This is a genomic window from Acinetobacter sp. ANC 4173 (genome assembly GCF_004331255.1).
Taxonomy (GTDB): domain Bacteria; phylum Pseudomonadota; class Gammaproteobacteria; order Pseudomonadales; family Moraxellaceae; genus Acinetobacter.
The window spans coordinates 106,781-131,256 of the sequence record NZ_SJOF01000005.1 but is presented as its reverse complement, the minus strand read 5'-3'; the positions used below and the strand labels follow the sequence as shown (position 1 = coordinate 131,256).

20 protein-coding genes and 1 pseudogene are annotated in these 24,476 nt (G+C 31.1%); 17 read left to right on the top strand and 4 right to left on the bottom strand.

Annotated elements, in window-relative coordinates; translation table 11 throughout:
- The first annotated feature begins 4 nt into the window (after positions 1-4).
- Genes tviB through E0H94_RS08180 form a run of 8 tightly spaced genes read left to right on the top strand, consistent with a single transcriptional unit; the run spans position 5 to position 8,417 of the window.
- Positions 5-1,282 carry a Vi polysaccharide biosynthesis UDP-N-acetylglucosamine C-6 dehydrogenase TviB gene (tviB, locus tag E0H94_RS08215; protein WP_131325947.1) on the top strand — a complete coding sequence of 426 codons (1,278 nt, stop codon included), beginning with the start codon at positions 5-7 and terminating at the stop codon, positions 1,280-1,282.
- Positions 1,283-1,322: 40 nt separating this feature from the next.
- Entirely contained in the window at positions 1,323-2,585 is a 1,263-nt protein-coding gene (locus E0H94_RS08210; protein ID WP_131325946.1) for an oligosaccharide flippase family protein, read from the top strand.
- A 1-nt stretch (position 2,586) separates the two neighbouring features.
- Positions 2,587-3,495 carry a glycosyltransferase family 2 protein gene (locus E0H94_RS08205; RefSeq protein ID WP_131325945.1) on the top strand — a complete coding sequence of 303 codons (909 nt, stop codon included), beginning with the start codon at positions 2,587-2,589 and terminating at the stop codon, positions 3,493-3,495.
- Complete coding sequence (locus E0H94_RS08200) at positions 3,492-4,601, top strand: glycosyltransferase (protein ID WP_131325944.1); 1,110 nt, start codon at positions 3,492-3,494, stop codon at positions 4,599-4,601. The genes E0H94_RS08205 and E0H94_RS08200 overlap by 4 nt, the downstream gene beginning before the upstream one ends.
- Positions 4,598-5,686, top strand: a complete 1,089-nt coding sequence (locus E0H94_RS08195) for an EpsG family protein (protein WP_131325943.1) — start codon at positions 4,598-4,600, stop codon at positions 5,684-5,686. Before E0H94_RS08200 ends, E0H94_RS08195 begins: the two co-directional genes overlap by 4 nt.
- The gene (locus E0H94_RS08190) at positions 5,683-6,456 is read left to right on the top strand and encodes a glycosyltransferase family A protein (protein WP_131325942.1); all 774 of its coding nucleotides are present in this window, start codon (positions 5,683-5,685) and stop codon (positions 6,454-6,456) included. Before E0H94_RS08195 ends, E0H94_RS08190 begins: the two co-directional genes overlap by 4 nt.
- On the top strand, positions 6,453-7,226 hold the full coding sequence (locus E0H94_RS08185; protein WP_131325941.1) for a glycosyltransferase family 2 protein: 774 nt from the start codon (positions 6,453-6,455) through the stop codon (positions 7,224-7,226). The genes E0H94_RS08190 and E0H94_RS08185 overlap by 4 nt, the downstream gene beginning before the upstream one ends.
- Positions 7,227-7,244: 18 nt before the next feature.
- Entirely contained in the window at positions 7,245-8,417 is a 1,173-nt protein-coding gene (locus tag E0H94_RS08180) for a nucleotide sugar dehydrogenase (RefSeq protein WP_131325940.1), read from the top strand.
- A 28-nt stretch (positions 8,418-8,445) separates the two neighbouring features.
- On the opposite strand, the gene E0H94_RS08175 is transcribed toward E0H94_RS08180, so the two are convergent.
- Positions 8,446-8,976 (bottom strand): serine O-acetyltransferase, encoded by a 531-nt coding sequence (locus tag E0H94_RS08175; protein WP_131325939.1) that lies wholly within the window; start codon positions 8,974-8,976, stop codon positions 8,446-8,448.
- A 123-nt stretch (positions 8,977-9,099) separates the two neighbouring features.
- Here E0H94_RS08175 and E0H94_RS18675 point away from each other — a divergent pair, with 123 nt between their 5' ends.
- From E0H94_RS18675 to pgi, 5 genes are all read left to right on the top strand, one after another.
- Complete coding sequence (locus E0H94_RS18675) at positions 9,100-9,465, top strand: hypothetical protein (protein ID WP_227548568.1); 366 nt, start codon at positions 9,100-9,102, stop codon at positions 9,463-9,465.
- Positions 9,466-10,261: 796 nt separating this feature from the next.
- Positions 10,262-10,882, top strand: a complete 621-nt coding sequence (locus tag E0H94_RS08165) for a sugar transferase (RefSeq protein WP_131325938.1) — start codon at positions 10,262-10,264, stop codon at positions 10,880-10,882.
- Positions 10,883-10,909: 27 nt separating this feature from the next.
- Positions 10,910-11,788, top strand: coding sequence for a UTP--glucose-1-phosphate uridylyltransferase GalU (gene galU / locus E0H94_RS08160; protein WP_131325937.1), 879 nt, complete (start codon positions 10,910-10,912; stop codon positions 11,786-11,788).
- Between the two features lie 22 nt (positions 11,789-11,810).
- Positions 11,811-13,076, top strand: coding sequence for a nucleotide sugar dehydrogenase (locus E0H94_RS08155; RefSeq protein WP_131325936.1), 1,266 nt, complete (start codon positions 11,811-11,813; stop codon positions 13,074-13,076).
- Positions 13,073-14,746, top strand: coding sequence for a glucose-6-phosphate isomerase (gene pgi, locus E0H94_RS08150; RefSeq protein WP_131325935.1), 1,674 nt, complete (start codon positions 13,073-13,075; stop codon positions 14,744-14,746). The genes E0H94_RS08155 and pgi overlap by 4 nt, the downstream gene beginning before the upstream one ends.
- 210 nt (positions 14,747-14,956) lie before the next feature.
- Here pgi and E0H94_RS08145 read toward each other — a convergent pair whose 3' ends face one another.
- From E0H94_RS08145 to E0H94_RS08135, 3 genes and pseudogenes are all read right to left on the bottom strand, one after another.
- Positions 14,957-17,140, bottom strand: a complete 2,184-nt coding sequence (locus E0H94_RS08145) for a polysaccharide biosynthesis tyrosine autokinase (protein WP_131325934.1) — start codon at positions 17,138-17,140, stop codon at positions 14,957-14,959.
- Between the two features lie 24 nt (positions 17,141-17,164).
- A pseudogene (locus tag E0H94_RS18670) lies at positions 17,165-17,413 on the bottom strand (hypothetical protein).
- Positions 17,413-18,519, bottom strand: a complete 1,107-nt coding sequence (locus tag E0H94_RS08135; protein ID WP_131325933.1) for a polysaccharide biosynthesis/export family protein — start codon at positions 18,517-18,519, stop codon at positions 17,413-17,415. The pseudogene E0H94_RS18670 and the gene E0H94_RS08135 overlap by 1 nt, the downstream one beginning before the upstream one ends.
- Positions 18,520-19,009: 490 nt before the next feature.
- Between E0H94_RS08135 and E0H94_RS08130 the strand changes: the two genes are divergently transcribed.
- From E0H94_RS08130 to E0H94_RS08115, 4 genes are all read left to right on the top strand, one after another.
- Entirely contained in the window at positions 19,010-20,524 is a 1,515-nt protein-coding gene (locus E0H94_RS08130; protein ID WP_131325932.1) for a lipopolysaccharide biosynthesis protein, read from the top strand.
- A gap of 830 nt (positions 20,525-21,354) precedes the next feature.
- A complete protein-coding gene (locus E0H94_RS08125) occupies positions 21,355-22,329 on the top strand; it encodes a glycosyltransferase family 2 protein (RefSeq protein WP_131325931.1) in 975 nt (324 codons plus the stop codon).
- The gene (locus tag E0H94_RS08120) at positions 22,322-23,389 is read left to right on the top strand and encodes a glycosyltransferase (protein WP_131325930.1); all 1,068 of its coding nucleotides are present in this window, start codon (positions 22,322-22,324) and stop codon (positions 23,387-23,389) included. Before E0H94_RS08125 ends, E0H94_RS08120 begins: the two co-directional genes overlap by 8 nt.
- A complete protein-coding gene (locus E0H94_RS08115; protein WP_165495597.1) occupies positions 23,382-24,476 on the top strand; it encodes a glycosyltransferase in 1,095 nt (364 codons plus the stop codon). Before E0H94_RS08120 ends, E0H94_RS08115 begins: the two co-directional genes overlap by 8 nt.

Genomic DNA, 24,476 nt, shown 5'->3' with positions numbered 1-24,476 from the left:
TACTATGCTTCAACTTGCTGATCTAAAAATTGCCATCATCGGATTAGGCTATGTTGGTTTACCCTTAGCTGTGGAGTTTGGGAAAAAAGTCCCTGTTGTGGGGTTCGATATTCATCAAAAACGAATTGATGAATTAAAAAGTCTGCAAGACCATACGTTAGAAGTCACTCCTGATGAACTGTTAGCTGCAACGCAATTAAGCTATTCTTCAGAATTATGGGATTTACAAGACTGCAATTTTTTTATTGTGACGGTTCCAACGCCAATTGATGATTTTAAGCAACCTGATTTGACGCCATTAATTAAAGCGTCTGAAAGTATTGGAAAAGTATTAAAAAAAGGCGATATCGTTGTCTACGAATCAACGGTTTATCCTGGTGCAACAGAAGAGGTTTGTATTCCTGTATTGGAAAGAGTTTCTGGATTCCAATTTAATCAGGATTTCTTTGCAGGTTATAGTCCAGAGCGTATTAATCCTGGTGACAAACAGCACCGTGTAACCAATATTTTAAAAATCACCTCAGGCTCTACACCTGAAACTGCTGACTATGTCGATCAAGTTTATAATTTAATTGTTGAGGCAGGTACACATAAAGCCCCAAGTATTAAAGTGGCTGAAGCAGCCAAGGTGATTGAAAATACCCAACGTGATGTCAATATTGCGTTAATTAATGAGTTGGCGCTCATTTTTGATAAATTAGGAATTGACACTGAAGATGTGCTCAAAGCTGCGGGCACTAAATGGAACTTTTTACCATTCCGCCCAGGTTTGGTGGGGGGGCATTGTATAGGCGTAGATCCATATTATTTAACCCATAAAGCACAATCGATTGGATTACATCCCGAAATTATTTTAGCCGCACGTCGACTAAATGATCGAATGGGTGAATATGTAGCGACACAACTCATTAAAGAAATGGTGAAGAAACGCATTCAGGTTGTGGGCTCAAAAATATTGGTGATGGGCTTAAGCTTTAAGGAAAACTGCCCAGATATTCGTAATACAAAAATTGTCGATTTTATTAAAGCTCTGAAAGAGTATGATCTAGATTTAGATATCTATGATCCGTGGGTGGATGATACAGAAGTACAACACGAATATGGCTTAGCGCCAATTAAAGAACTACAGCAAGGCTTGTATGATGCGATCGTCATTGCCGTAGCACATAACCAGTTTAAATCTATGAGTGCACAAGAGTTCCATGCATTAGGCAAAGAAAAACACGTACTCTATGATTTGAAATATGTGTTAGATAAAGCTTATTCGAGTATAAGATTATAATATGTGTTAGATAAAAATTATTCGAGTATAAGATTATAATATGTTAGGTTTAGTTGATAGAAAAATTTTTTCAAATTCATTTTGGATGATGTTTGAAAAAGTTATTTCATTATTTGGATTAATACTTGTAAATGCTTATGTAGCAAAATACTTAGGGCCATCTGATTACGGGAAAATTGCTTTAGTTATATCTATTTTTACTCTAGCACAAACTATTATTTGGTTTGGAAATCAGGAAGTACTTTTTAAAAGAGTCAGCCAAAACAAAATTTCTGGATTAAATTATTTATTTGCTACACAAAAAATAAGGAAAATACTGTGTATATTAATAACTTTTCCAATATTAATGTGGTTATATATTTTTAGTGATTTTTTGACATTTTGTTTTGGAGTGGCGGTAGCTATATCAACTTTTTTTATTATACAAGATATATTTATTGTTTATAATAATGCTATTTTAAAATCTCAGTTAAATGTATATTCAAATATATTAATGCTAGTTGTGGTTTTGATTGCTAGATATTTAGTTGTTGAAAATGAGTTAAGTCCTTACTTTTTTTGTTTGCCTCTGGCTTTAATAGGAATTATACCTTTTGTTCTTAAAAAAATATGGCTTAATCGAAAAGAAAAAGTTGTAAAAGATAAATTGTTAAATGAGAAAAAATATAATAGTTATTATCTAAAAGTAGGCAGTGTATTGGTTGTTTCATCTATTTCAGTTGGATTGTATACTCAGATAAATAATCTTTTATTAGGAAAAATGATATCTACATATGAATTAGGATTGTATTCGGTTGCAATAACTTTGGGTGTTACATGGACTTTTGTTAATCAATCAATTATAACTTCATATATGACTAAAATTTATAAAGAAAACAATAAGTATAAAATATATAAAATGATGGGTTATTTGAATGTTTTTATAATTTTAATTTCTTTATTTTATTTTGTGCTAATATATTTTTTTGGTAAAAATATAATTGATAAGCTTTATGGGGCTGAATATTTACAATCATTTGATTCTGTTTTAATTATAATTTTTTCTTCAATGCTGTCATCTCTAGGAATAATAGTTGCAAGATTTATGATTAAAGATGGTGGTTATAGTTTTCTGTCAAAAAAAACTGTATTAGTAACTTTTTTTTCTATTCCATTGTCATTTAGCCTTATTTATTATAAGGGGTTGATCGGTGCTGCTTGGAGTATGCTTATTGTGGAATTTTTATCATTAACTTTCTTTAATTATTTTTATAAAAAAGGGCTTATTTTTAAAATACAGTTCTTTATCGGAGATAAAGTTTAAAATGCTCATATCTGTTATTATACCAGCTTATAATGCTTCTAAAACTATATGTGCAACCTTAGATTCATTGCTAGGGCAAACTAAATCTAATTTTGAGGTTTTAATCATAGATGATGGTAGTATAGATAATACATATGAAGTATGTGCTACTTATACATCAGAAAAAAAATTTAGAGTAATTAAACAGGAAAATAAGGGGGTAAGTGCTGCAAGAAATTTAGGTATAAATAATGCCAAAGGTGATTATATATTATTCATGGATGCTGATGATTTTATTTCTAAATCAGCTATAAATGAAATTTATGAGCATTTAGAAAAAAATAACTCGGATATAGTTTTTTTTAATTACTATATTAAAAATAATAATGAAGAAATGCTTGTAAGTAATTCAGGAGAAATAGTTAAAGATGAAATAATTGTAAATATCATGAAAGGAGATGTTAGGGGGTTTGTTTGGAATAAAGTATTTAGGAAATCCTTTATTCAGAAAAATAATTTGTTTTTTAGCGAAAATTTGAAATATTGCGAAGATGAGGAGTTTTTGCTAGATTCAATTTGGTTATCAAATAAAATTTCTTATCTAAATGCACATTTGTATTACTACATACAACATGAAAACTCATTCACAAATCAAAAAACAAATGATTTTTTTAATAATAAATTTTTACCTTATATTTTATCCATAGAGAAAAAGCCTTATTTTAAAGCTTATGGAAAATTTCTTATATTGAAAGCCTCTAGATTAAGATTATATCGATTTAAAACTTTTGGGAATTACGAAAGTGAGTTAAAGAAATATATAGAAGATTTTTCTTTGTCTTTATTTGATGGGGATTTTTCATTTCGAGAAAAAATCTTGTATTTAGTTGCTATGAATGATTTATTAATGAGAGTGTATTGTTCTAAATGAAAAGAAAGGTTTTGTTTATTGTAAACTCAATGCGAGCAGGTGGGGCGGAAAAAATCTTAAGTGATCTTCTTGAGAGATCTGAGCACTATTTAGAATATGAAATTGATTTATTGATTTTTGATGAAAATGGACCTTTTTTATCAAAAATTCCTTCTGATAAAGTTAAAGTTTATAATTTTAAAAAAAATGATAGTAAATTAAAGTGGTGGGTTTTAAAAAAAGTATATAAATATACTGGTATAAAGATATTTTTTGATAACAGAGTAAAAGAACTTATAAAAGAAAATTATGATTGTACTATCTCTTTTGTAGAGGGTATTCCAGTTTTTTTGCATAGTTTTTTACTGAACAAAAGTAGATTAAATTTAACTTGGGTGCATAATGATTTTGTTACTAATCATTGGACACAAGTATTGTTTCATAAAAATGATGAAAGGGATATTTATGGTAGAATGGATAAAATAATTACAGTTTCAAATTCCGCTCTAGAAAGTTTTAATTTGATATACGAAAATAATGTAAATAAACAAGTAATATATAATTTTGTTATAAAAAATCATTATAAAGTATTAGAAAAGACAAATATATTCACCTTATGTACAATTGGTAGACTTGAGACAATTAAGAATTTTAATTGTCTAATTCGTGCATTAAAAATTGTAAAAGAACAAGGTTATAGTTTTAAATGTTATATAATTGGAGAGGGTAGTGAGAGACAAAATTTATTAAGAGATATTGAAAAATTTGGTTTGTGCTCGGAAATCATCTTAACAGGTTTCTTGATGAATCCAACTGAATATTTAAATAATTCTGATATGTTTATATCTACATCATTTAGTGAGAGTTTTTCTTTAGCTATAGCTGAAGCACTAGTTGCAAATAAACCTGTAATTGCTTCTAAAACTATTGGTGCATGTGAGTTGTTAAAAAATGGTCAATATGGGATTTTATTCGATATAGATAATGAGAAAGAACTTGCAGAAAGGATTATAGATTGTATGTTTAATCGAAATATCTTAGCTAATTATCAATTGAAGAGTAAAGAGAGAGCAGCGATTTTTGAATTAGAAAACTTTGTACAGCAATTACAACAGGTTTTAAAATGATATATTTAGGAGTATTTTTCTTTTGTTTCTTATATCTATATAGTGTTGAGAAAAAAAAATGTAAAAATTTCTTTATTCAATTAATAGTATGGTCACCTGCTATTTTAATATATTTTTTACCTATTGCTTTTCAAAAGGGTGTTGGTACAGATTACTATACATATTATGATTATTTTTATAATAATGAGCATAATTTTTATCTAAATAAAAATGAATTTATTTATTACTATATAGTTGAGGCTTCTAAATTTTTTAATATCCCACAATTACAATTTGTATTAATTGGTTTTTTACAGACTCTTTTATTTTTTTATGGTATATTCTATTTAAAAAGATATAATATACCTAGTTGGTTGTATTTTGTTTTATTTTTTTTAGTTACCGGCATTTATCACAATCAAATGAATGGCATAAGGCAATATGTGGCTCTTTTGTTTTTGCCAATAATTGCTTGTTTATGCTTTGAAAGAAAGTATCTGAAGTCTTTATCTTTAATTTTTATTAGTACTATGTTTCATTTTTCAGTACTATTGCCCGCATGTTTTATTTTATTTTTAAGTTTTATTTATAAAAAAATCTCTAAAAAATTAATTTTCTTAATTTTTTTTGCTAGTATATTTTTCTATTATATCGATTGGTCTAGTACTATTTTTGATTTTCTTCAAAGTAAAGATTATATATATGCGAACTATCAAGAATCAGATTTTAATGAATCTAAAACTTTCTTTGATTTGTTTTTAAAATTTATAAGTCTACCATTTATATTTGTTTTTTGGTTTTTTTACCTTAAAAAAAATACTTTTAATAATAATATTTTAAAAAATGAGGAAAGTTTTTTTAATTATATGGTTGTAATTTGGGCTTTAACTCATTTTATTTTTTTAATGTCACTTCATTTAGGTATGGCTAATCGAATTTATTTGTACTTTGTAATTTTTATTATTTTTCCATTTGTTTATATCTATAAGCAATCAAAGAGAATTTTTTTTCTAATGATATTGATGTATTTCTTGTTTTATTTTCTTAAAGTGACTTTTTTTGCAAAAAATGAATATTTGTATTACTTTAATGGTGCCTGGTTATGAGTCTTAATAGTAATGTTTGTGTTTTATTGTCTACTATGGATAATAAAGTGCCATTATTTTTTTCAAAAAATAATGGCAATACTATAGTGGTTAATCAAACCAAAGATTTGTATTTTACTGATCTTAGCAACATCACCTTTTATAATTTTGATGAAAAAGGATTATCTAAAAGTAGAAACAGAGCAATTTTATTGGCAAATGATAAATATTGTTGTATTGCTGATAATGATGTTTATTATGTACTAGATTATAAAGAAAAGATTTTAAATTTTTTTAATACTATTCCTGATGCAGATATTTTAATATTTCAAACTTATACCCCTGAAGGTTTGCCATATAAAACTTATAAAGATTATGTTTATAAAATGAATAGATTTTCAATTATGAAAGTTTCTTCTGTTGAAATTGTATTTAATAGGGAATCTATTATTAATAAAAATATTACTTTTGACGAGAGGTTTGGTCTTGGTGGTTTTTTTAAATCGGGTGAAGAAAATATTTTCTTATCAGATTGTTTGAAGAGTGGTTTAAATATTTATGCGATTAATGAAAAGTTAGTTTTTCATCCTTTTGAGAGTTCTGGGAAAATAATAAACGATAATTTTTTCTATGATAGAGGGGCTGTATTTTTTAGAATATATGGTTTTCTAATGGCAAATTTATTATATATTTATTTTTCTTATAAAAAGTCTATTAAGAAAAGATATTTCTTATCGAACTTATTTCTTATGTATAAAGGTTTATTTAACTACTTAAGGGTGGAAAAATGAGTTTAGTTTCTATCATTACACCTTCTTATAATTCTGCAAAATTTATTGGTAAAACAATTGATTCTGTTATTTCGCAAACTTATAAGGAATGGGAAATGATTATCATTGATGATTGTTCTATAGATAGTTCTGTTGAGGCTATTAAAGCTTATGAAGCGAAAGATAAACGTATTAAATTAATTCAGCTGCATGAAAATTCTGGTGCTGCTGTGGCCCGAAATACAGGAATACAATTAGCTCAAGGGCGCTTTATAGCTTTTTTAGATAGTGATGATTGTTGGCTACCAGAAAAACTGGAACGACAAATAGAGTTTATGCTAATTAATGATTATTCCTTCACCTATACTTCTTACTTCAAGGTGGATGAAGAAGGTAAGGTTTTAGGAGTAATGCCTATTCCAAATAAAATAAATTATTCTGAATTATTAAAAACATGTGTGATTGGGTGTTTAACAGTAATATATGATACAAAAAAAATAGGAAAACAGGAATTTCCTCTTATTCGTAAACGCCAAGATTTTGCATTATGGTTAAAAATTCTTAAAAAAGTAAGTTATGCCTATGGTTTGCAAGAAAATCTTGCAAATTATACTATTCGATCTGACTCGATTTCAGCTAATAAATTTAAAGCAGCTCAATATAATTGGCATTTATATCGATATATAGAAAAACTATCTTTATTTGCTAGTTTTTATTACTTCTTGCATTATGCTATCAGAGGTATTGTTCGTAGTAAATTTCCTAAAATAACCCTTTTTTTTAAAATTTAATATTATAGGTGTATAATCATGTCTAAAATAATAACTGTAGTTGGTTTAGGTTATGTCGGGTTATCCAATGCTATACTTTTGGCTCAGCATAATAAGGTATGTGCTATAGACAATAATGCTGAACGTATAAAACTTGTTAATGATAAAAAATCTCCTATACATGATCGAGAAATTATTGATTATCTTAAAACAAAAAAATTAAATCTTGAGGCAACTAGTGATTGGGAAGAGGCTTATCGCTCCTCTGAAATTATTATTATTGCTACGCCGACTGACTATGATGAAGATAAAAATTATTTTAATACTTCATCTGTAGAGTCTGTTATTAAAGATATTCTGTCTGTAAATATAAATGCATTGATAGTTATTAAATCTACAATTCCTGTAGGTTTTATTAATCATGTAAGAGAAGAATACAAGTCAAATAATATTATATTTTCTCCCGAGTTCCTCCGAGAAGGAAAGGCTTTGCATGATAATTTATATCCCTCACGTATTATTGTAGGTGAACAGTCGGATAGAGCTCAAGAATTCGCTGAATTATTATATCAAGGTGCTATAAAGAAAGATACGCAGATTCTATTAACTAATTCTACAGAAGCTGAGGCAATAAAGTTATTTTCTAATACTTATTTAGCTATGAGAGTTTCTTTTTTCAATGAATTAGATACATATGCAGAATTGAAAGATTTAAATACTAAACAAATTATTGAAGGTATATGCTTAGATCCTAGAATTGGAAATTATTATAATAACCCATCTTTTGGTTATGGTGGTTACTGTTTGCCTAAAGATACTAAACAACTATTAGCTAACTATAATGATGTGCCTAATGATATCATTGGAGCTATTGTAAAAGCTAATGCTACTAGGAAAAAATTTATCGTACAGAATATTATAGAAAAAGGTGCGCAGGTGGTAGGGGTATATCGCTTAATAATGAAACATGGTTCTGATAATTTTCGCTCTTCTGCTGTACAAAATATTATAGATAAGCTTATTGAAAATAAGATAAAAGTTATAATTTATGAGCCTAGTTTAATTATTAGTAATTTTAATAATTGTTTAGTTGAAAATAATATTAATGATTTTAAAGAACAATGTGATATTATTATAACTAATCGCTTAGAGGATGATCTTTTAGATGTTCTGGATAAAGTCTATACAAGGGATATTTTCAACAACAATTAATTTTAATTTTTGAAAGTGGATTAAGTGTTCAATACTTCATCCACTTGTTATTTATTACATCTATTTCTACAACCTTTATTGCTTTAGCTGGATTACCTACAGCTACTTTGTTTTTTTCTATATTTTTAGTGACAATACTACCCGCACCAATCATGGCTCCTTCTCCAATTCTAATATTTTCAAGAATACAGACATGAGGACCAATATAAACATTATCTTCAATAATAGCAGCATTGTTCGATAAACTCCCAATTGTTGTAAATTGAGAAAAATTGCAGTTATTTCCTATGGTAGCAGAGCCATTAATAATTAGTGGGCCACCATGACCAATGTATAAGCCGTACCCAATCTTAGTTTTATAATTAATATCAATACCAGTCTTAAATGTTTTTCTAGCTAAAATTAAGCGTGCAAATTTAGAAAGAATACCTTGTGAAGACGCCAATCTTAACCATACAGTATAATTAAAGCCCCTATTTAAGAAATAACATTTAAGAAATAATAATACTGAAACCTTTCCATAATATCTATATAGATCACTTTTTATGTACTGAAACATTTTATTTTCTCTTAAAAAGATAGGGGAATTTTAACTATATGTAGCCAAATTTACAAATAGATATCTTCTTGTTCTCGAAGAAAGTATAAAATATCTAAAATTGTAAATTTGTGACTACTAGTAATGAAAATTAAGTTATTATTTATGAGTTTAGCTATATTATTACCTTTAAATATTAATGCTTTTACAATATATATATTGTTTATTTTAGGTATCATGTTGATAAATATGGAAAAAATAGATGGCCATTCTCAGACGCAACAAGCTCTTTATGAAGTTGGCACGAAACAAATAAAAGTTTTATATGAAAATCAATTTCTGACCAATAAAGAGCCAGATTTAGAAAAAATAAAGAAAATTGTTGAAGATACAAAGAAAAATCCAGAAGTACCAATTTCTTTTAATATTGAGGTTGGGAATGATAGAAAACCAGAAACAGTTCTTCCTATTGTTCTCAAAACTTTATCACTCTTTGGGAGGACAAGCTAAAGTAGGTGTCTATTCTCTATTACCTGTCAGTACAGAAGGAGAACTGCTTTCAGATGCTAGAATACCAGACTATCAATGACTTAATAAAAAGTATAAACCAATTGCCGAATTAGTAGATTTTCTAAGTCCTGTAATCTATAACTATAACATTCGCGATCCCAAAATTTGGAAAAAAATAATTGATATTAATATGGCAGAAAGTTCTAAGTATGCTAACAAATATAACTTGAAAATATATCGATATATAACAGCTAGTTAATTTTTTTTAGAAAAAGATCCTAGAACAGGAATGCGTTATGTAGAACCTCTAACTGACGTAGAGATGTGTGATCGACTGCTTTATTTCAAGCAGAAAGGAGCGGATTGAGTTATTTTATGGGAAAGTTCTGAAACTAGGCAAAAGAATGGATCAAAGCCTTTAATGGATTTTAAGTCTAATTGGGCGAAAGGAGTGACTGATTTTATGCAAAAAAATAATTTAAAATAGATTGATGGTTTGAAGTTAATTTCTAAATGCCTCTACAAGCATTCGGATTGTATGAAAAATTTAACGTATTGTGTATAATTTTTAAAATAAGAAAAGTTTATGCTTATTGTTTAATTAACACATGGTTCTTTATCTTATAGTGGATAATTAAAGTTACAAGATTTGCAAGGGAAGATATATAATAATGTCCTCTAATATTTAACCATCTTTTCTCTAGATTGTGGGAAAGGTAATAATATATAGTTTAAGTGCTATTTAATTATTTATATGTTTTTCTTAGGAAAGATTAAAAAAAGAGTGAATGAAAATATGAAGCGTCTAGTAGACATTGTGATCTCTTTAGTAGCGTTAATTGTTTTGTCTCCAATTTTCCTCATTGTTTGTTATAAAGTACGAAAAAATTTGGGGTCACCAATCTTCTTTTGCCAAGAACGTCCAGGCAAGAATGGTAAACTTTTTAAAATGATCAAGTTCCGTTCTATGAAGGATGCGTTTGATCAAGATGGCAATCCATTATCAGATGAAAAACGCATTACCCCATTTGGGCAAAAATTACGTTCAACCTCTTTAGATGAAATGCCACAACTCATTAATGTATTAAAGGGTGACATGAGCGTTGTTGGTCCACGCCCAATGTTGAAAGACTTTCTAGAACTTTACTCACCCGAGCAAGCACGTCGCTTAGAAGTTCGACCAGGCATGACTGGGCTTGCACAAGTCAGTGGTCGTAATGAGTTAGATTACGAAGAACGATTTAAGTGTGATGTATGGTATGTTGATCATCACAACACCTTAGTCGATTTTAAAATTATGTTTAGAACGGTTGCAGTGATAGCAAAGCGTGAAGGGATTAACGCCCCTGGTCATGTAGGTCCATCCTTATTCCAAGGTAACGCACCAAAAAAATCTGAAGATCAAGTTAAGTCTTAAATTTAGTAATGATTCGAGTTCAATTTAATGATTAAAAAAGCAATCTTACCTGTTGCTGGTTTAGGCACGCGTTTTTTACCTGCAAGTAAGTCTATTCCTAAAGAAATGGTCACAGTCGTTGATCGTCCAGCAATTGAATATGTAGTACGTGAAGCGGTTCAAGCTGGGATTGAACAAATTATTTTAGTGACACATACATCTAAAGCATCGATCGAAAACTATTTTGACCGAAATTTTGAACTTGAAACAACTTTAGCACAAAAAAATAAAATCGATCTTCTAAAAGAAATTACTGAAATTTTACCTGCGCATGTCAGTGTCGTGAGTGTACGCCAACCGCAGCCGTTAGGTTTGGGGCATGCTGTGCTCTGTGCCAAAAGTATTATTGGTCATGATGATTTTGCGGTTTTATTGCCAGATGTTTTGGTGAAAGAAAAATCGGATCAAAATGATCTTGCCTGCATGATTCAGCGTTATGAAGTGGCACAAGCGGCACAAATTATGGTTGAAGCAGTTCCTGATCACATGGTGGATCAATATGGTATTGTGGATGTAGCTAAGTCTCCTGCAGAGGGTGAAAGTATTGCCATGCAGGGCATTGTAGAAAAACCGGCGGTTGGAACTGCGCCATCGAATTTATCTGTGGTGGGACGTTATATTCTGCCTGCAAAAATTATGCAGCTCTTAGAACAGACCCCAAAAGGAGCAGGCAATGAAATCCAGTTAACAGATGCCATTGCCATGTTGCAGACCACTGATGTTGTTGAAGCTTATCGCATGAAAGGGGAAACTTTTGACTGCGGAAGCAAACTTGGCTACTTAAAGGCTGTTTTACATTATGGTATTGCTCATCCAAAATTAGGACATGAGTTTAAGCAGTTGATTGCCGAATTGAATGTCGAATAACAATAAGCTTTGTAGGTGAATCATGAAAGTTGCGATATTAGGTGCGACACTGAATGCAGGTGTCATGGCTGTATTGTTGTCCGAATATGGCAATCAAGTGTATTGGTGCAGTCATCAAAATGATGAGCATTCCCCGCGGAAGCGGGTTCAATATTTAGATGAAGATGTAAATTCTCGTCTTAACCGACAACATAAACTTAGACAGCTTCTGTATTGTTCTGCGGTTGAACTTCCTTTAGATGTAGATGTTTATTTCTTTTGTTATAGCCCAACAGAGATCGAGCTGGCGATTCATTTCCTTAAAACATTGGCTTTAAAACCGATTCTTCATCCAAGGTTGATGATTAATGCTGCAACTTTTGGATTAAATGGTACGAACAAGCTGAGTAAAATTTCACCTCAAGATTACTGGGTCTATTTACCCGATGTGATTCAGGAAGGGAATGCCATTAATAGTATTCTGCATTTAAAGCAGATTATTGTTGGGGCGGAACAAGAACCAGCGAGAACAATGGTTGAAGAGTTGTTGCGTCCCATATTTAATAAAACTCAGCAATATTTGTTTATGCCAATCCTTGATGCTGAGTTTACCAAACTGAGTATCTCAGGCATGTTGGCGACTCGAATTAGTTATATCAATGATCTTGCTGTAGTGGCTGAAAAATTAGGTATTGATATTGCCAATGTGGCACAAGGGATGGGTGCTGATTCGCGAATTGGCTCGACGTATTTATCGCCTGGGGTGGGGTTTGGTGGCGAAAATTTTTCGCATGATATTTTGACTTTATCCAGTGAAGTCTCTAAAAGCGGTGCGAAAAGCCGTTTGTTGCAGCAAGTGTTGGATATTAATGAGCAGCAAAAAGAGATTTTATTTCGTAAACTCTGGAATTATTACCATTCGGATTTAAAAAATAAAGTTGTTGCAATTTGGGGAGCATCCTTCAAAGAAAATACCTCGAGTATTCATAATTCGCCAGTTCATGCCATGCTTAATGCGCTCTGGGCACAAGGTGTAAGGGTTAAACTTCATGATCCACAAGCGCTGCAGGAAATATATCAACAGTATGGTCATCGTGAAGATTTAATTCTGTGTACAGATGCTTATGATGCAGTTCAAGAGGCTGATGCCTTATGTGTGATCACCGCGTGGAAACAATACTTTAGTCCTGATTATAAAAAACTACAGCAATTGATGCGTCATCCGCTTATTCTAGATGGACGTAATATCTATGATCCTCTATATGTCAAAGCGCAGGGCTTTGCCTATGGTGGAGTTGGTCGAGTATGAGAGAAAATATCGAAAATTTTCCGAAGCAAGCATTTCATTCTACTGAACAAAAACTACAGCAGTTAGCGCAACAAATGCAGTCGGTTCATTTGAATCAACTTTTTGCTGAACAAGTACAACGCTTTGAAAACTTCAGTTTGCGTTGTGAAGATTTGCTTTTTGATTTTAGTAAGCAGCGTGTCAATTTACCTGTTACCAAAGAATTGCTTTCCTTAGCAGATGCAAAACAATTAAAAACATGGATCAGTCGCTTATTTTCCCTTGAGCCAATTAATTACACAGAGCAACGTGCAGCGATGCATTGGGCTTTGCGCTTGCCTCAAGATTCCTCTGTTTTCCCTGAAGTATCTCAACAAGTGCATAGACAATTAGACCGAATGTTTAATTTAGTCGAGAAAATTCATGCAGGACAATACCGTGGCGTGACGGGTGAAGTCATTCAAGATGTGGTGAATATTGGGGTGGGTGGTTCAGATTTAGGCCCCTTGATGGTTTCTCATGCCTTATCTGATTTTAAAGTCCAAACAGCGAAACCCTTAAATGTACATTTTGTTTCGACCATGGATGGCAGCCAGCTTTCAGAGCTCCTGCATCAGTTAAGACCTGAAACAACTTTGTTTATTATTTCTTCCAAATCTTTTGGAACGATTGATACCCTATCGAATGCTGAAACAGTGCGCCAATGGCTGGAGAAAAGTTTAGGGCAACGTGATTGTGTTCTAAAAAGTCATTTTATTGGCGTGTCGACGAAACCTGAAAAAATGACGGCTTGGGGAATCCATCCTGATCACCAGTTCTTATTATGGGACTGGGTAGGAGGACGTTATTCTCTGTGGTCCTGTATAGGATTACCGATCGCTTTACAAATTGGGGTAGAGGGATTTAAAGCCTTACTTTCGGGTGCACATTTGGTGGATCAGCATTTTCAACATGCACCGTTCGAGCAAAATATTCCTGTGTTGATGGGCTTGTTGGGGGTATGGAATACCAACTATCTGAATATGCAGACCCATGCAGTTCTGCCTTATGATGGGCGGTTGAAATATTTTGCTGCGTATTTACAGCAGCTTGAAATGGAGTCTAACGGTAAATCTTTACAGCGCGATCATCAAAAAGTTGAATCTGCGACGTGCCCGATTGTTTGGGGAGAGGTAGGTCCTAATGCGCAGCATGCGTTTTACCAGTTATTGCATCAAGGGACACATGCAGTGAGTTGCGATTTTATTGCACCAGTACAGCGTTATAATGCAAAACAATTTACTTATGCAGAAAATGCCGAAGCATTAATTGAGCAACATCATTTAGCACTTTCTAACTGTTTGGCACAATCAAGGTTGCTGGCTTTTGGTAATCAAGCATTGTGTGCCAATGAGGTAGAAGATTTGCCTGAATATAAAAAATATGAGGGAAATCAACCAAGCACGACTATTTTGGTCAACGAGTTAAATCCAAAAACTCTTGGTATGCTCATTGCGCTCTATGAGCATAAAGTATTTGTGCAGTCTGTGATTTGGAATATTAATCCCTTTGATCAATGGGGCGTAGAAAAAGGCAAAGAAATCGCCAATCAGTTATTGCCAGTGCTCAATGGTCAGCAAACAGATATTGCACAGTTTGATGCCTCGACCCAAGGTTTACTGAAAGTTTTATTAGGGAATACCTATGGCTAAAATTCTAGTCATAGGTAAAGTAGATTAATTAACTCTCATGTTTATTGTGAATAGTTAAATATTCTGCATAAGTGACCATTTGAAGATGTTAGGGGAGGATGGAGGATTCATCCAACTATTTGACTACTATGTAGTGTTTGGTTTGATCATATAAGTAAGAAAGAACGGGTATGATGCTCGTTCTTTCTATGAATAGATTTTGAAAATAAATTAAACGTTTTTCGAACTCTTATAACCATAAGCATAGTTATAGCCATAATGTGAATCTACAGTATGTTGAATATCGTTGATGATGATTCCCGTAATTTTGGTATTGGCTTGTGCAAAACGATTAATCACAAGATCTAACTCTTTCATTTGGGTTTTCGCATAACGTGCAATCACAAGATTCACACCTGCATATTGTGAAATGATAATACTGTCTGTCACCGCTAAAATTGGTGGTGTATCGATAATAATATGATCGAATTGACCTGAGAGCTGTTCGAGTAGATTTTTAAAGCCATCCATGCTCAATAATTCTGAAGGGTTTGCTGGGCTATTACCAGATGTAATGAAAGATAGATTTTCAACTTCTGTATGTTTGATGATTTGTTCCAGTGGCTGCTGACCATTTAAAAAGTCTGCTAAACCTGCTTGATTATCTTGATTGAAATATTGGTGTAAATGTCCGCGACGTAGGTTGGCATCAATCAACAATATACGCTTGTTGGTTTGCGCTAAAATTACAGCAAGGTTGGTGGAAATAAAGGATTTACCTAGTTCTGGTGCTGGACTAGAAATCATAATTATATTGTTAGGTGCATGATTGAGCGCAAATTGAATAGCGGTACGCATGCTACGTAAGCTTTCAATCGCAATATCATCACTATTTTCAACTGCAAGAATTGGAATATGTTTCTGCTTTTCAAGCAGTTTACGATGACTTTCTTGTACAGGCGAATGTGGAACAGTTGCATACACAGGCAGATTTAATACATTTTCAATTTGAGCTGAATCTTTAATGCCTGTACGTAGCATATTGCGTAGAAAAGCTAAAAGTGTACCGAGGAAAGCACCTAAGAAAATTGATAACATTAAAATCTGTAATTTTTTTGGTGCAATCGGTCTAATTGGTTTAGTTGCAGTATCGACAATACGAACATTGCCAATCTCACCTGCTTTGGAAATACGTAGTTGTTGGTAAGAATTTAATAAGTTGGTATAGAGTTGTTGTTTAACTTCGACCTCACGGTACAACTGTAAATAGCGGCGTTGCAAGTCGGGTAATTGCTTAAGTGTTGTATTGAGTTCATTAATTTTATTGTTAATTGCTTCAAGTTGAGCATTAACTTGTTTCATTTCAGGGTGTTCAACGGTGTACTTCTGTGCCAATTCAGCACGTGTTTGTTGTAGGGCAATTTTCTGAGTTTCAAGGTTAATACTTTGTGTAAGATAAAGCTCAGACTCTCTGGTGACATCAACCGTATTGTATTGCTCACGGAATTTGTTAAATTCACGTTCGGCAACATCAAGTTGTTGTTTTAGCTCAGGTAGTTGTTCATCTAAAAACTTCAGCGTCTGTGCGGTTTCTGCAGAACGACGTTCAATGTTTTGTTGGCTGTACGAGACTAAAATAGCATTCAGTACTTTGATAATATGCTCTTTATCTGTGCCTTGATAGTTTAGTCCTAGAATACCAGTGAGCCTGCCTTTTTCTGCAACTGAGTAATTGGCGAGGATATTATCGATTGCTGCAGGTAAAGATTGTTTCTGAATGAGATAGGTCTCATTGAGTTGATCTTGAGTGTGAATAGTAAGATTCCATACGCCATCAGCAGTACGAATGCTATTCGGTTGATTGACCTTGGCGGTAAGCAGAACTTGCTCAGTTTTGGGATCTGTTAAACTGAATTGATGATCTGTGAAACGGAGTTCAAGGCTTTGATCTTCGTAGTTTTCTGGAACTTTAAATTGTGTTATTTCGAATGCTTTTTCATTATCTTTAAACAGGACAGATTGAGTGGTGTACTGGGTTTTATAAATATGTGGAGAGAGTAAACGATCGAAAAATGAGTGTTTTGTACCAGAGACTTGTAAGTCTAGGTTGAGATGTTGAATGACATTCCCGAGTACTAAGTGAGATTTTAGAATCTCGATTTCAGCTTGAGCTGGTGAGTTTTGATCTACCATGGAAGATAAATTACCGAGTAAGGCAGCGGTACCAGCCCCTTTACTGTCTTCCACCTGAATTAAAGCGCTCACAGCATAAGTATTAGGTGTAGCTCTTAAATAAAGCAGTGCACACCCCAAGCTTAAGATGGTGCATAACGCAATCAGTTTCCATTGAGCGATGAGTGAAAAAAATAGTTCTTTTAAATCACTTGTTTCTACTTTATTGGTATTTTGGCTCATAATTTTATTATCTATGGGTTAAATTTATTGTTTCCAGTCATTTATACAGATTTGTATAAGTTGACAGGTGTCATCAAAAACGGCTCGTTCATGCTGGTAAGGATTGGAAATATTTTTACCTTATCAGTAACTCAAACGAAATATTTTCCCTTTGAGAAACGGCTATGCTTGTCCAATATGCAATTGAAGAAATTTCTGCTTGGAAATGTATTTCGCCATCGGACAAGGACAAATATTTCCAATACAGCCCATAAGAATCTTTTGAATATGTATTAGTTAGTTCCCAATCGATCAATATTATACAAAGCATTAGAGAACGGTAAAATTTGGGTAATGATACGTTGCCAACGGGCTAAGCCTGTAGAGTCAACATAAACAATATCATTGCTACGCATTCTAAATTGATTGGCTAAACCGAAATCACCGAGACTCATTAAATTCATATGATACAGTTCAGTTTGCTGCTGCCTCGGGTCACTACGTAGTACATAAATTCGTTTAGCACTTGCAGTATTTGAATCAATACCGAGGCTTTCTCCCAGAACATCACTTAAGGTCATGCCTTGATCACGCATGGGCAAAGATTGATTCCTGCCAGACTCACCCATGACATAAATCTTCTGGTCCTCTTTAGAATTTATATAAAGTGTATCATTGGGTTGGATAAGCAAATTGTGTAAAGAATAACCAGATTTTTCGAGTTGAATACTATTCAACTTGTAAGTTTGACCTTGGCGTACCAATGTAATAGAGGTGTTATCACCATATTGCGTATTAATCCCACCAGCCATGCTAAGAGCGGTATAAACACTGACGGGTTGATCACTCAGAAAGAATTGCCCACCTCTCATTACGTTACCTTGGACTGAATAACGCTGGCCTTGATAAGACAAGACACGCGCAATCACATCAGGTGTTTTTAAATAACGAGAGAGTTGACTACGTAACTCTTGATTCACTTGAGGGAGTGATTTTCCAGCAGCTTTATAGCGGCCAATCATCGGAAATTGAATATAGCCGCTTTGATCAATTTGATAACCATTGGCTTGAGCCGATTGGTCGCTGGAAACGTTACTCGTTGGAGGTGTAATTTCAGGATAAGCCCACAAGTAAATGGATAGAATATCGCCTGGACTCAACTTGTATGAGAGTTGGGAATAGCGAAATAAGCTAGAATAATCTTGTAGATCGCTGTTTGAAGTTTGATTTAAACCACGTACAGTATTTTGATTAAGTTGAATGACATGCACTGTACTACCAAGTTCAGTTTGGTAGATACCTTGTTCAGGTAAATTGTAAGTTTGAAGGCCTGGCGCTAGAGCACAACCGACAGTGCTGAGTGTGAACCCTAAAAGGCCAATATATTGTAGTAATTTCACTCTGTCCCCCTGTACCCTATTGTAAATTATAAATATATTTCAATCCTTGGGTGCGATTGAGGTTGTTTATTAAATATACTAATACATCAAATTATACAGTGCAATTATAATTTTTTCCGATAGTGCAAGCTTTACTACAGTCTGGTAGTAAAGATGCGGTGTCACTGTGGTGTAGTATTTGTATAAATGATGCAGGCAGGATAGGATGGAAAGAGATTGAAATTTTCTGGTCTACAATTACAGTATTGTATTTAGTGACAGCACTTTGTCGATTGTATGATTTTTTTAATATAATTAAAAATACACTAGGTAAAGTGGTGTGTAATATTACTAAATGACCTATAAAATATGAATTCAATACTGGTAATATAAGTAATTTACAGGAAAGTATAATAAAAATTTTTTAAATCATAGACCAGCCTATGTAGTTTGGTGAAAATTAAATAAAGAAATTTTTATATATATGCATATTTAAAAGTTGATTTAAATTATGTCTAAAAATAAAATTATTTTAAATAATACTCTGGCTTTATATGTTAGGCTCTTGGTTGCACTTGTTCTTAGTTTGTACTCAACACGAATATTGTTAGAAAATCTTGGTGTAGAAGACTTTGGATTATATGGAACAATAGTTGGAGTTGTCGCATTAATTTCTTTCTTTCAAACTGCTTTGTCTGGTGCAATGAATCGTTTTTTAAATGTTGAATTAGCGAAAGGTAGTATTTTTTATATTCAGAAAATATTTTCTACAGCTCTTATTTTACATTTTTTTATTGGGTTGTTTCTTTGCTTATTAGTGGAGATTATAGGTATTTGGTTGATTAACTCGTATATTAAAATACCGGTAGATAAAATTAATATTGCTTTTCAAGTTTTTCACTTGTCTGTAATATCACTATTTATTTTGGTCGTTACTATTCCATTTGAATCAATGCTAATGGCAAAAGAAAAGTTTGGAATATATGCTCTAATTTCCATACTTGATACGACTTTAAAGCTGTTATTAGCCGCTATATTAATTTTATTTACTCATGATAAGTTATTATATTATGCTATTGGGGTTTTTTGTATAGTTTTTTTTATTAGGTTAATTTATGTAATTTACAGTGAATTAAATGTTGATGAAACAAGAATAACATTTTATATAGATAATGATTTTTTACGAAAGATAATAATTTTTATTGGTTGGGATTTGTATGGGAATTTTTGTGTAATTTTTAAAACGCATGGAATAACCCTGTTAATGAATAACTTTTTTGGATTGATAGCCGTTGCGAGTATACAGGTAAGTAATCAGATTAATGCAGCTTTACAGAATTTATCTAGTAATCTTTTAATTGCGGTAAAACCTCAATTGATGAGGAGTTATGCTGATTATGAAACTAAAAGAATGAACCTATTAACATCCTATTCGGCTAAATATGCTTATTATTTAATGTTGATATTTTGTGCTCCAATTATATCAAATATTGACTATATTTTGAAATTATGGCTTAAGTCTCCACCTGAGTATGCAAAAAATATTATTGTTTTGATGTTGATAGCTAGTTTGATTGATGTAATTTTTAATCCAATTATTATACTAATTCATGCTACAGGTAATGTAAAAAAAATTAGTTTTTTAACAGGAACTATTATTTTTCTATCAGTTCCCTTAGTTTACTATTTGTTTAAATTGGGTTTTGATTATTATTATGCTTATGTTATTTTTATATTTAATAGTGTTTTTGGTGCATTTGTGAATATATGGATAGTGAAAGGCCTGATCGATAAATTTGATGTGTCTGATTTTATTCGGACCGTTTTGGTTAATGTGATTATGACGACTGGTTCAATTATTTTAATTGTCATGATCGTAGATAGAATTTTTCATGTAAATAGTTTTATTGATTTTTTGGTTATTTTTGCAATCGATTCATTAATTACGATTTTTATAATATATTATTTAGGTGTTGAAAAAAAACATAAACTATTAATTAAAGAATATATAAAATTAAAAAAATAGTTTTATGAGTGTTTAGTTTTATAAAAATGCAATTGGATTTTCTGGGTTGTTTGTTTAATATAAGTGAATTATGATTTGTTTTAACATGGTATTTATTGGGTTGTGAGTATTTAATTGAGTGGCTCCTTGGAAGTTCATAAATATTTTTTAAGTGAAAACTGATTAATAAGTGATGGATCAGTTTATAGTTGTCGATATTATTTTAAAAATTTTATTGCTGATTTAAATGAAAAAAACTATTGATAAAAAGAAAAAAAAGCTTATTTAAGGTAGGGTGTTTTAGTCTTGATAAGAAGATTAAAACTTATATGAGCTAAAATAAATTAAATATTTCAATGGTTTAGATTATTGATGTTGGTGGGCGTAATTTAGTTATTTTAGATATGATAAAAGTATTGGCATAGGGTTAAATTTTAGTTTAAATTATGGGGAAATAGAATATATTATTAGATGGTATAGATAATTTTGGGATTAAGTAGCTATTGTTATACAATCTCATATACTTAAAAAGTATAGAATATTGATGAATGAAATGAATTTGTAGGTATATTATTAAATTTAAATATATTTAATGATTATTATATAAATAATTTTTACCTATTCATGAAATATATTGATACTTGAAACAATTTATAACAAATTTTTTTGAATTTTTAGTAAGGAGAGATGAGTACTAGGTTTTGATTTTACTCTTTACCATGTAAATTAGATAAGTACAAATGATAGTAAATTTTACTACTAGCTTAAATTTTATAAATAAAATTGACTATTAAAAATTAAACATCTTATTGGAAAATTATCAATCATTTTATTTTTTCTAGGTGATTAATATGCTTCAACCTAAAGTCACTATTGTAATTCCAGTATATAATACACAAGATTTTATAGATCAATGCTTGTCATCTGTAGTAAATCAGACATTTTCAAATATAAAAATTATTATAGTGAATGATGGAAGCACTGACAATTCATTGAAAATTTGTAAAAAATTTGCAGATGAAGATAAAAGAATAACTTTAGTTAATAAGATAAACGAGGGTGTAAGTGTAGCGAGGAATATTGGAATAAATTTGGCTGAAGGTGAATGGATTTATTTTTTAGATAGTGATGATTATTTAGATAAAAATACAATTGAATATTTATTAAAAGAGGCTGCGGTATCTGATGTAGATATCATACAGTTTGGTGTTAGATCCTATATAGATTTAAAAATCATAGGTGAAAGAAAACCTAAAAATAAAAAAATATATGATAATTTACATGAATTCCTACTGGAAAATGAACTTAAGCCTGTAAGTGCTTGGTTACATTTTTTTAGTTTAAAAAAAATTAAAGAAAATAAAATTTTATTTAATACTAATCTTAAGCATGGTGAAGATATGTTATTTGTCTATAGTGTATATTGTCATGCTTGTAAAATATTGGTTTTAAATAAAGTATTTTATAATCAGATGCTAAGCCCAAACTCTACAAGTCGAAAGCCTATTCAAATTAAAGTGCTTTTTGATACTATGTTGTTTATTTCTGAGCTAACAGATTATGTTAAGGAAAATAATCTAACTAATTGTTACTGTTTGGAATTAAAATCGTTATCAAAGAGAATATTTGTTATCCCTTTACTTTTGGAGAGCAAAACTGAGTTTTATGAGAATAAAAAATCGATACAGATTTTATATAATTCAATTTATGATAATAATAAATTAATTTTCAATAATATTTATCATAAAATTGCTAGAGTGGATATTGGACTAATTGTTTTTTTATTGAAAATATTTCATAAAATTAGAGGGGTTAAATATGCATGAGTCAATCTTTAATAATAGAAACTTAGCCTTTCTAATTAATAATCTTTCTAATTCTGGCGGCACACAACGTATCTTGTGTATCCTTTGTAATTTATCAGTAGATAAATATAACATTACAATTTTAGTTAATGAGTCTGGGAAGTCCTTTTATAAATTAGACCAACGAGTAAATGTTATAAGTTTATCAGAGGTATGGGGTGGCATTCTTGGTAAGAATCTCAAAATTTATAAAATTTTTAATGAAAAAAAAATAGATTTTTATATTAACTTGGATTCAAATTCAATTTTATTTAATGGTTTTATTTTACCCAAAAAAACTAAATTGATTCTTTGGGAGCATTTTTCTTTAATTGGAAACTTTAATAAAATTTTATTCAAGATATCAAGACATTATGCTGTATTAAAATGCTTCAAAATTGTTGTTTTGTCTCAAAATGAGATGAATTTATGGAGTAATTACAATAAGTTATCTAAAAATAAACTGTTTTTAATATATAACCCTTTAACAATTGATTCGAATTTAATCGTTTCTAATCTTTCACAAAAGAAATTTCTTGCAATAGGAAATGACATATCGGTTAAGGGGTTTGATATTCTTTTAGAAGCGTGGGCACTCTTTAAAAACGATGACTGGACTTTACAGATAGTAGGTTTAAGTGATGGTGACATAGATAAGCTAAGTCAAATTATCTATGGTAAAAAACTCAATAATATTCAAATGTTTGGTCGTATCGCTAATATTGAAAAATTTTATCAAAATGCTACGGTATTTCTTCTACCTTCTCGGAAAGAAGTAACGCCATTAGTATTAATTGAAAGTCAAGCTTTTGGACTTCCAGCTATTGTCTTTGATCACTTACCAGGTGTTTTAGAATTACTTAATGAATCTGGAATTGTTGTCCATTTTGAGCATAAAGAGATGGGCTTTTCAGCAGCAATGAATAAAATTGCAAATAACCCTGAATATCTAAAATTACTTTCTGAAGCTGCTCTAATTAATTCAATCCGATTTAATACCGAAAATTTCAAAAATTCATGGATGGAGATCTTTGATGATTAGAGTTTTACATATAGTTGGTAAGATGAATCGTGCTGGTGCAGAAACCATGTTAATGAACTTATTTCGTAATATTGATCGTACATTGGTTCAATTTGATTTTATAACATTTACTCAAGAAAAGGGTGACTATGACGATGAAATTCATGAACTAGGAGGCAGAATTTTTCCAATTCTTGCTAAGAATCCAATTGAACGAATGTTTAAGCTAACAAGTTTTTTAAGACAACACTCTGAATATCGAATTGTACATGCACATATGTTGCTAAGTAATGCCTTTCATTTGCTGGCAGCAAAAAGGGCTGGTATTCAGCATCGAATTTCGCATTCGCATAATACAAGTAATGGTAAATTTGGAGTAATGGCCAATTTATATGAAAGAGTTGCAATATATTTAAATAAAACCTTATCAACACAAAAAATAGCTTGTGGTATAGAAGCAGCAGAATATTTATTTGGCACAACAGAAAGTGTGTGGTTATTAAATAATTCTATTGATTTGCAACAATATAGTCAAATAGCAAAAAAAAATAAAAACTATTGGAAAAGCTTTAATCAAAATATTCAAGGGTTGAAAATTATTCAAGTTGGTCGGTTGAGTGAAGTTAAGAATCATAGATTCTCCTTAGAGATTGCTAAAAAATTAAAAGAGCAAGGTGTTTCTTTTACCTTTCTTATAGTTGGTCATGGTCCTTTAGAAAACTGTATTAGAAGAATCATTCAAGATTATGATTTAGATAAAAATGTATATTTATTAGGTGTTAGAGAGGATATCCCAAATTTAATGGCTGGAGCAGATGTTATGTTAATGCCATCACTACATGAAGGGTTTCCAGTCGTATTGGTAGAAAGCCAAGCGATTGGTTTAAAGTCTATAATCTCTTCTAAAATTTCAAAAGAAGTTGATCTTGGTGTGAATCTAATTTACTTTAAAGAATTAAATGACATTGAGACATGGATCGAGGAATTTAAGGATAGAAATCCAGTAAATTTAGATTGTAATATTGAGGTACTATCTAAGTATGGTTTTGATATAAAAAAAAATGCTGTTCAGCTTTTAAATTTTTATAAAAATATGGATAGAATATAG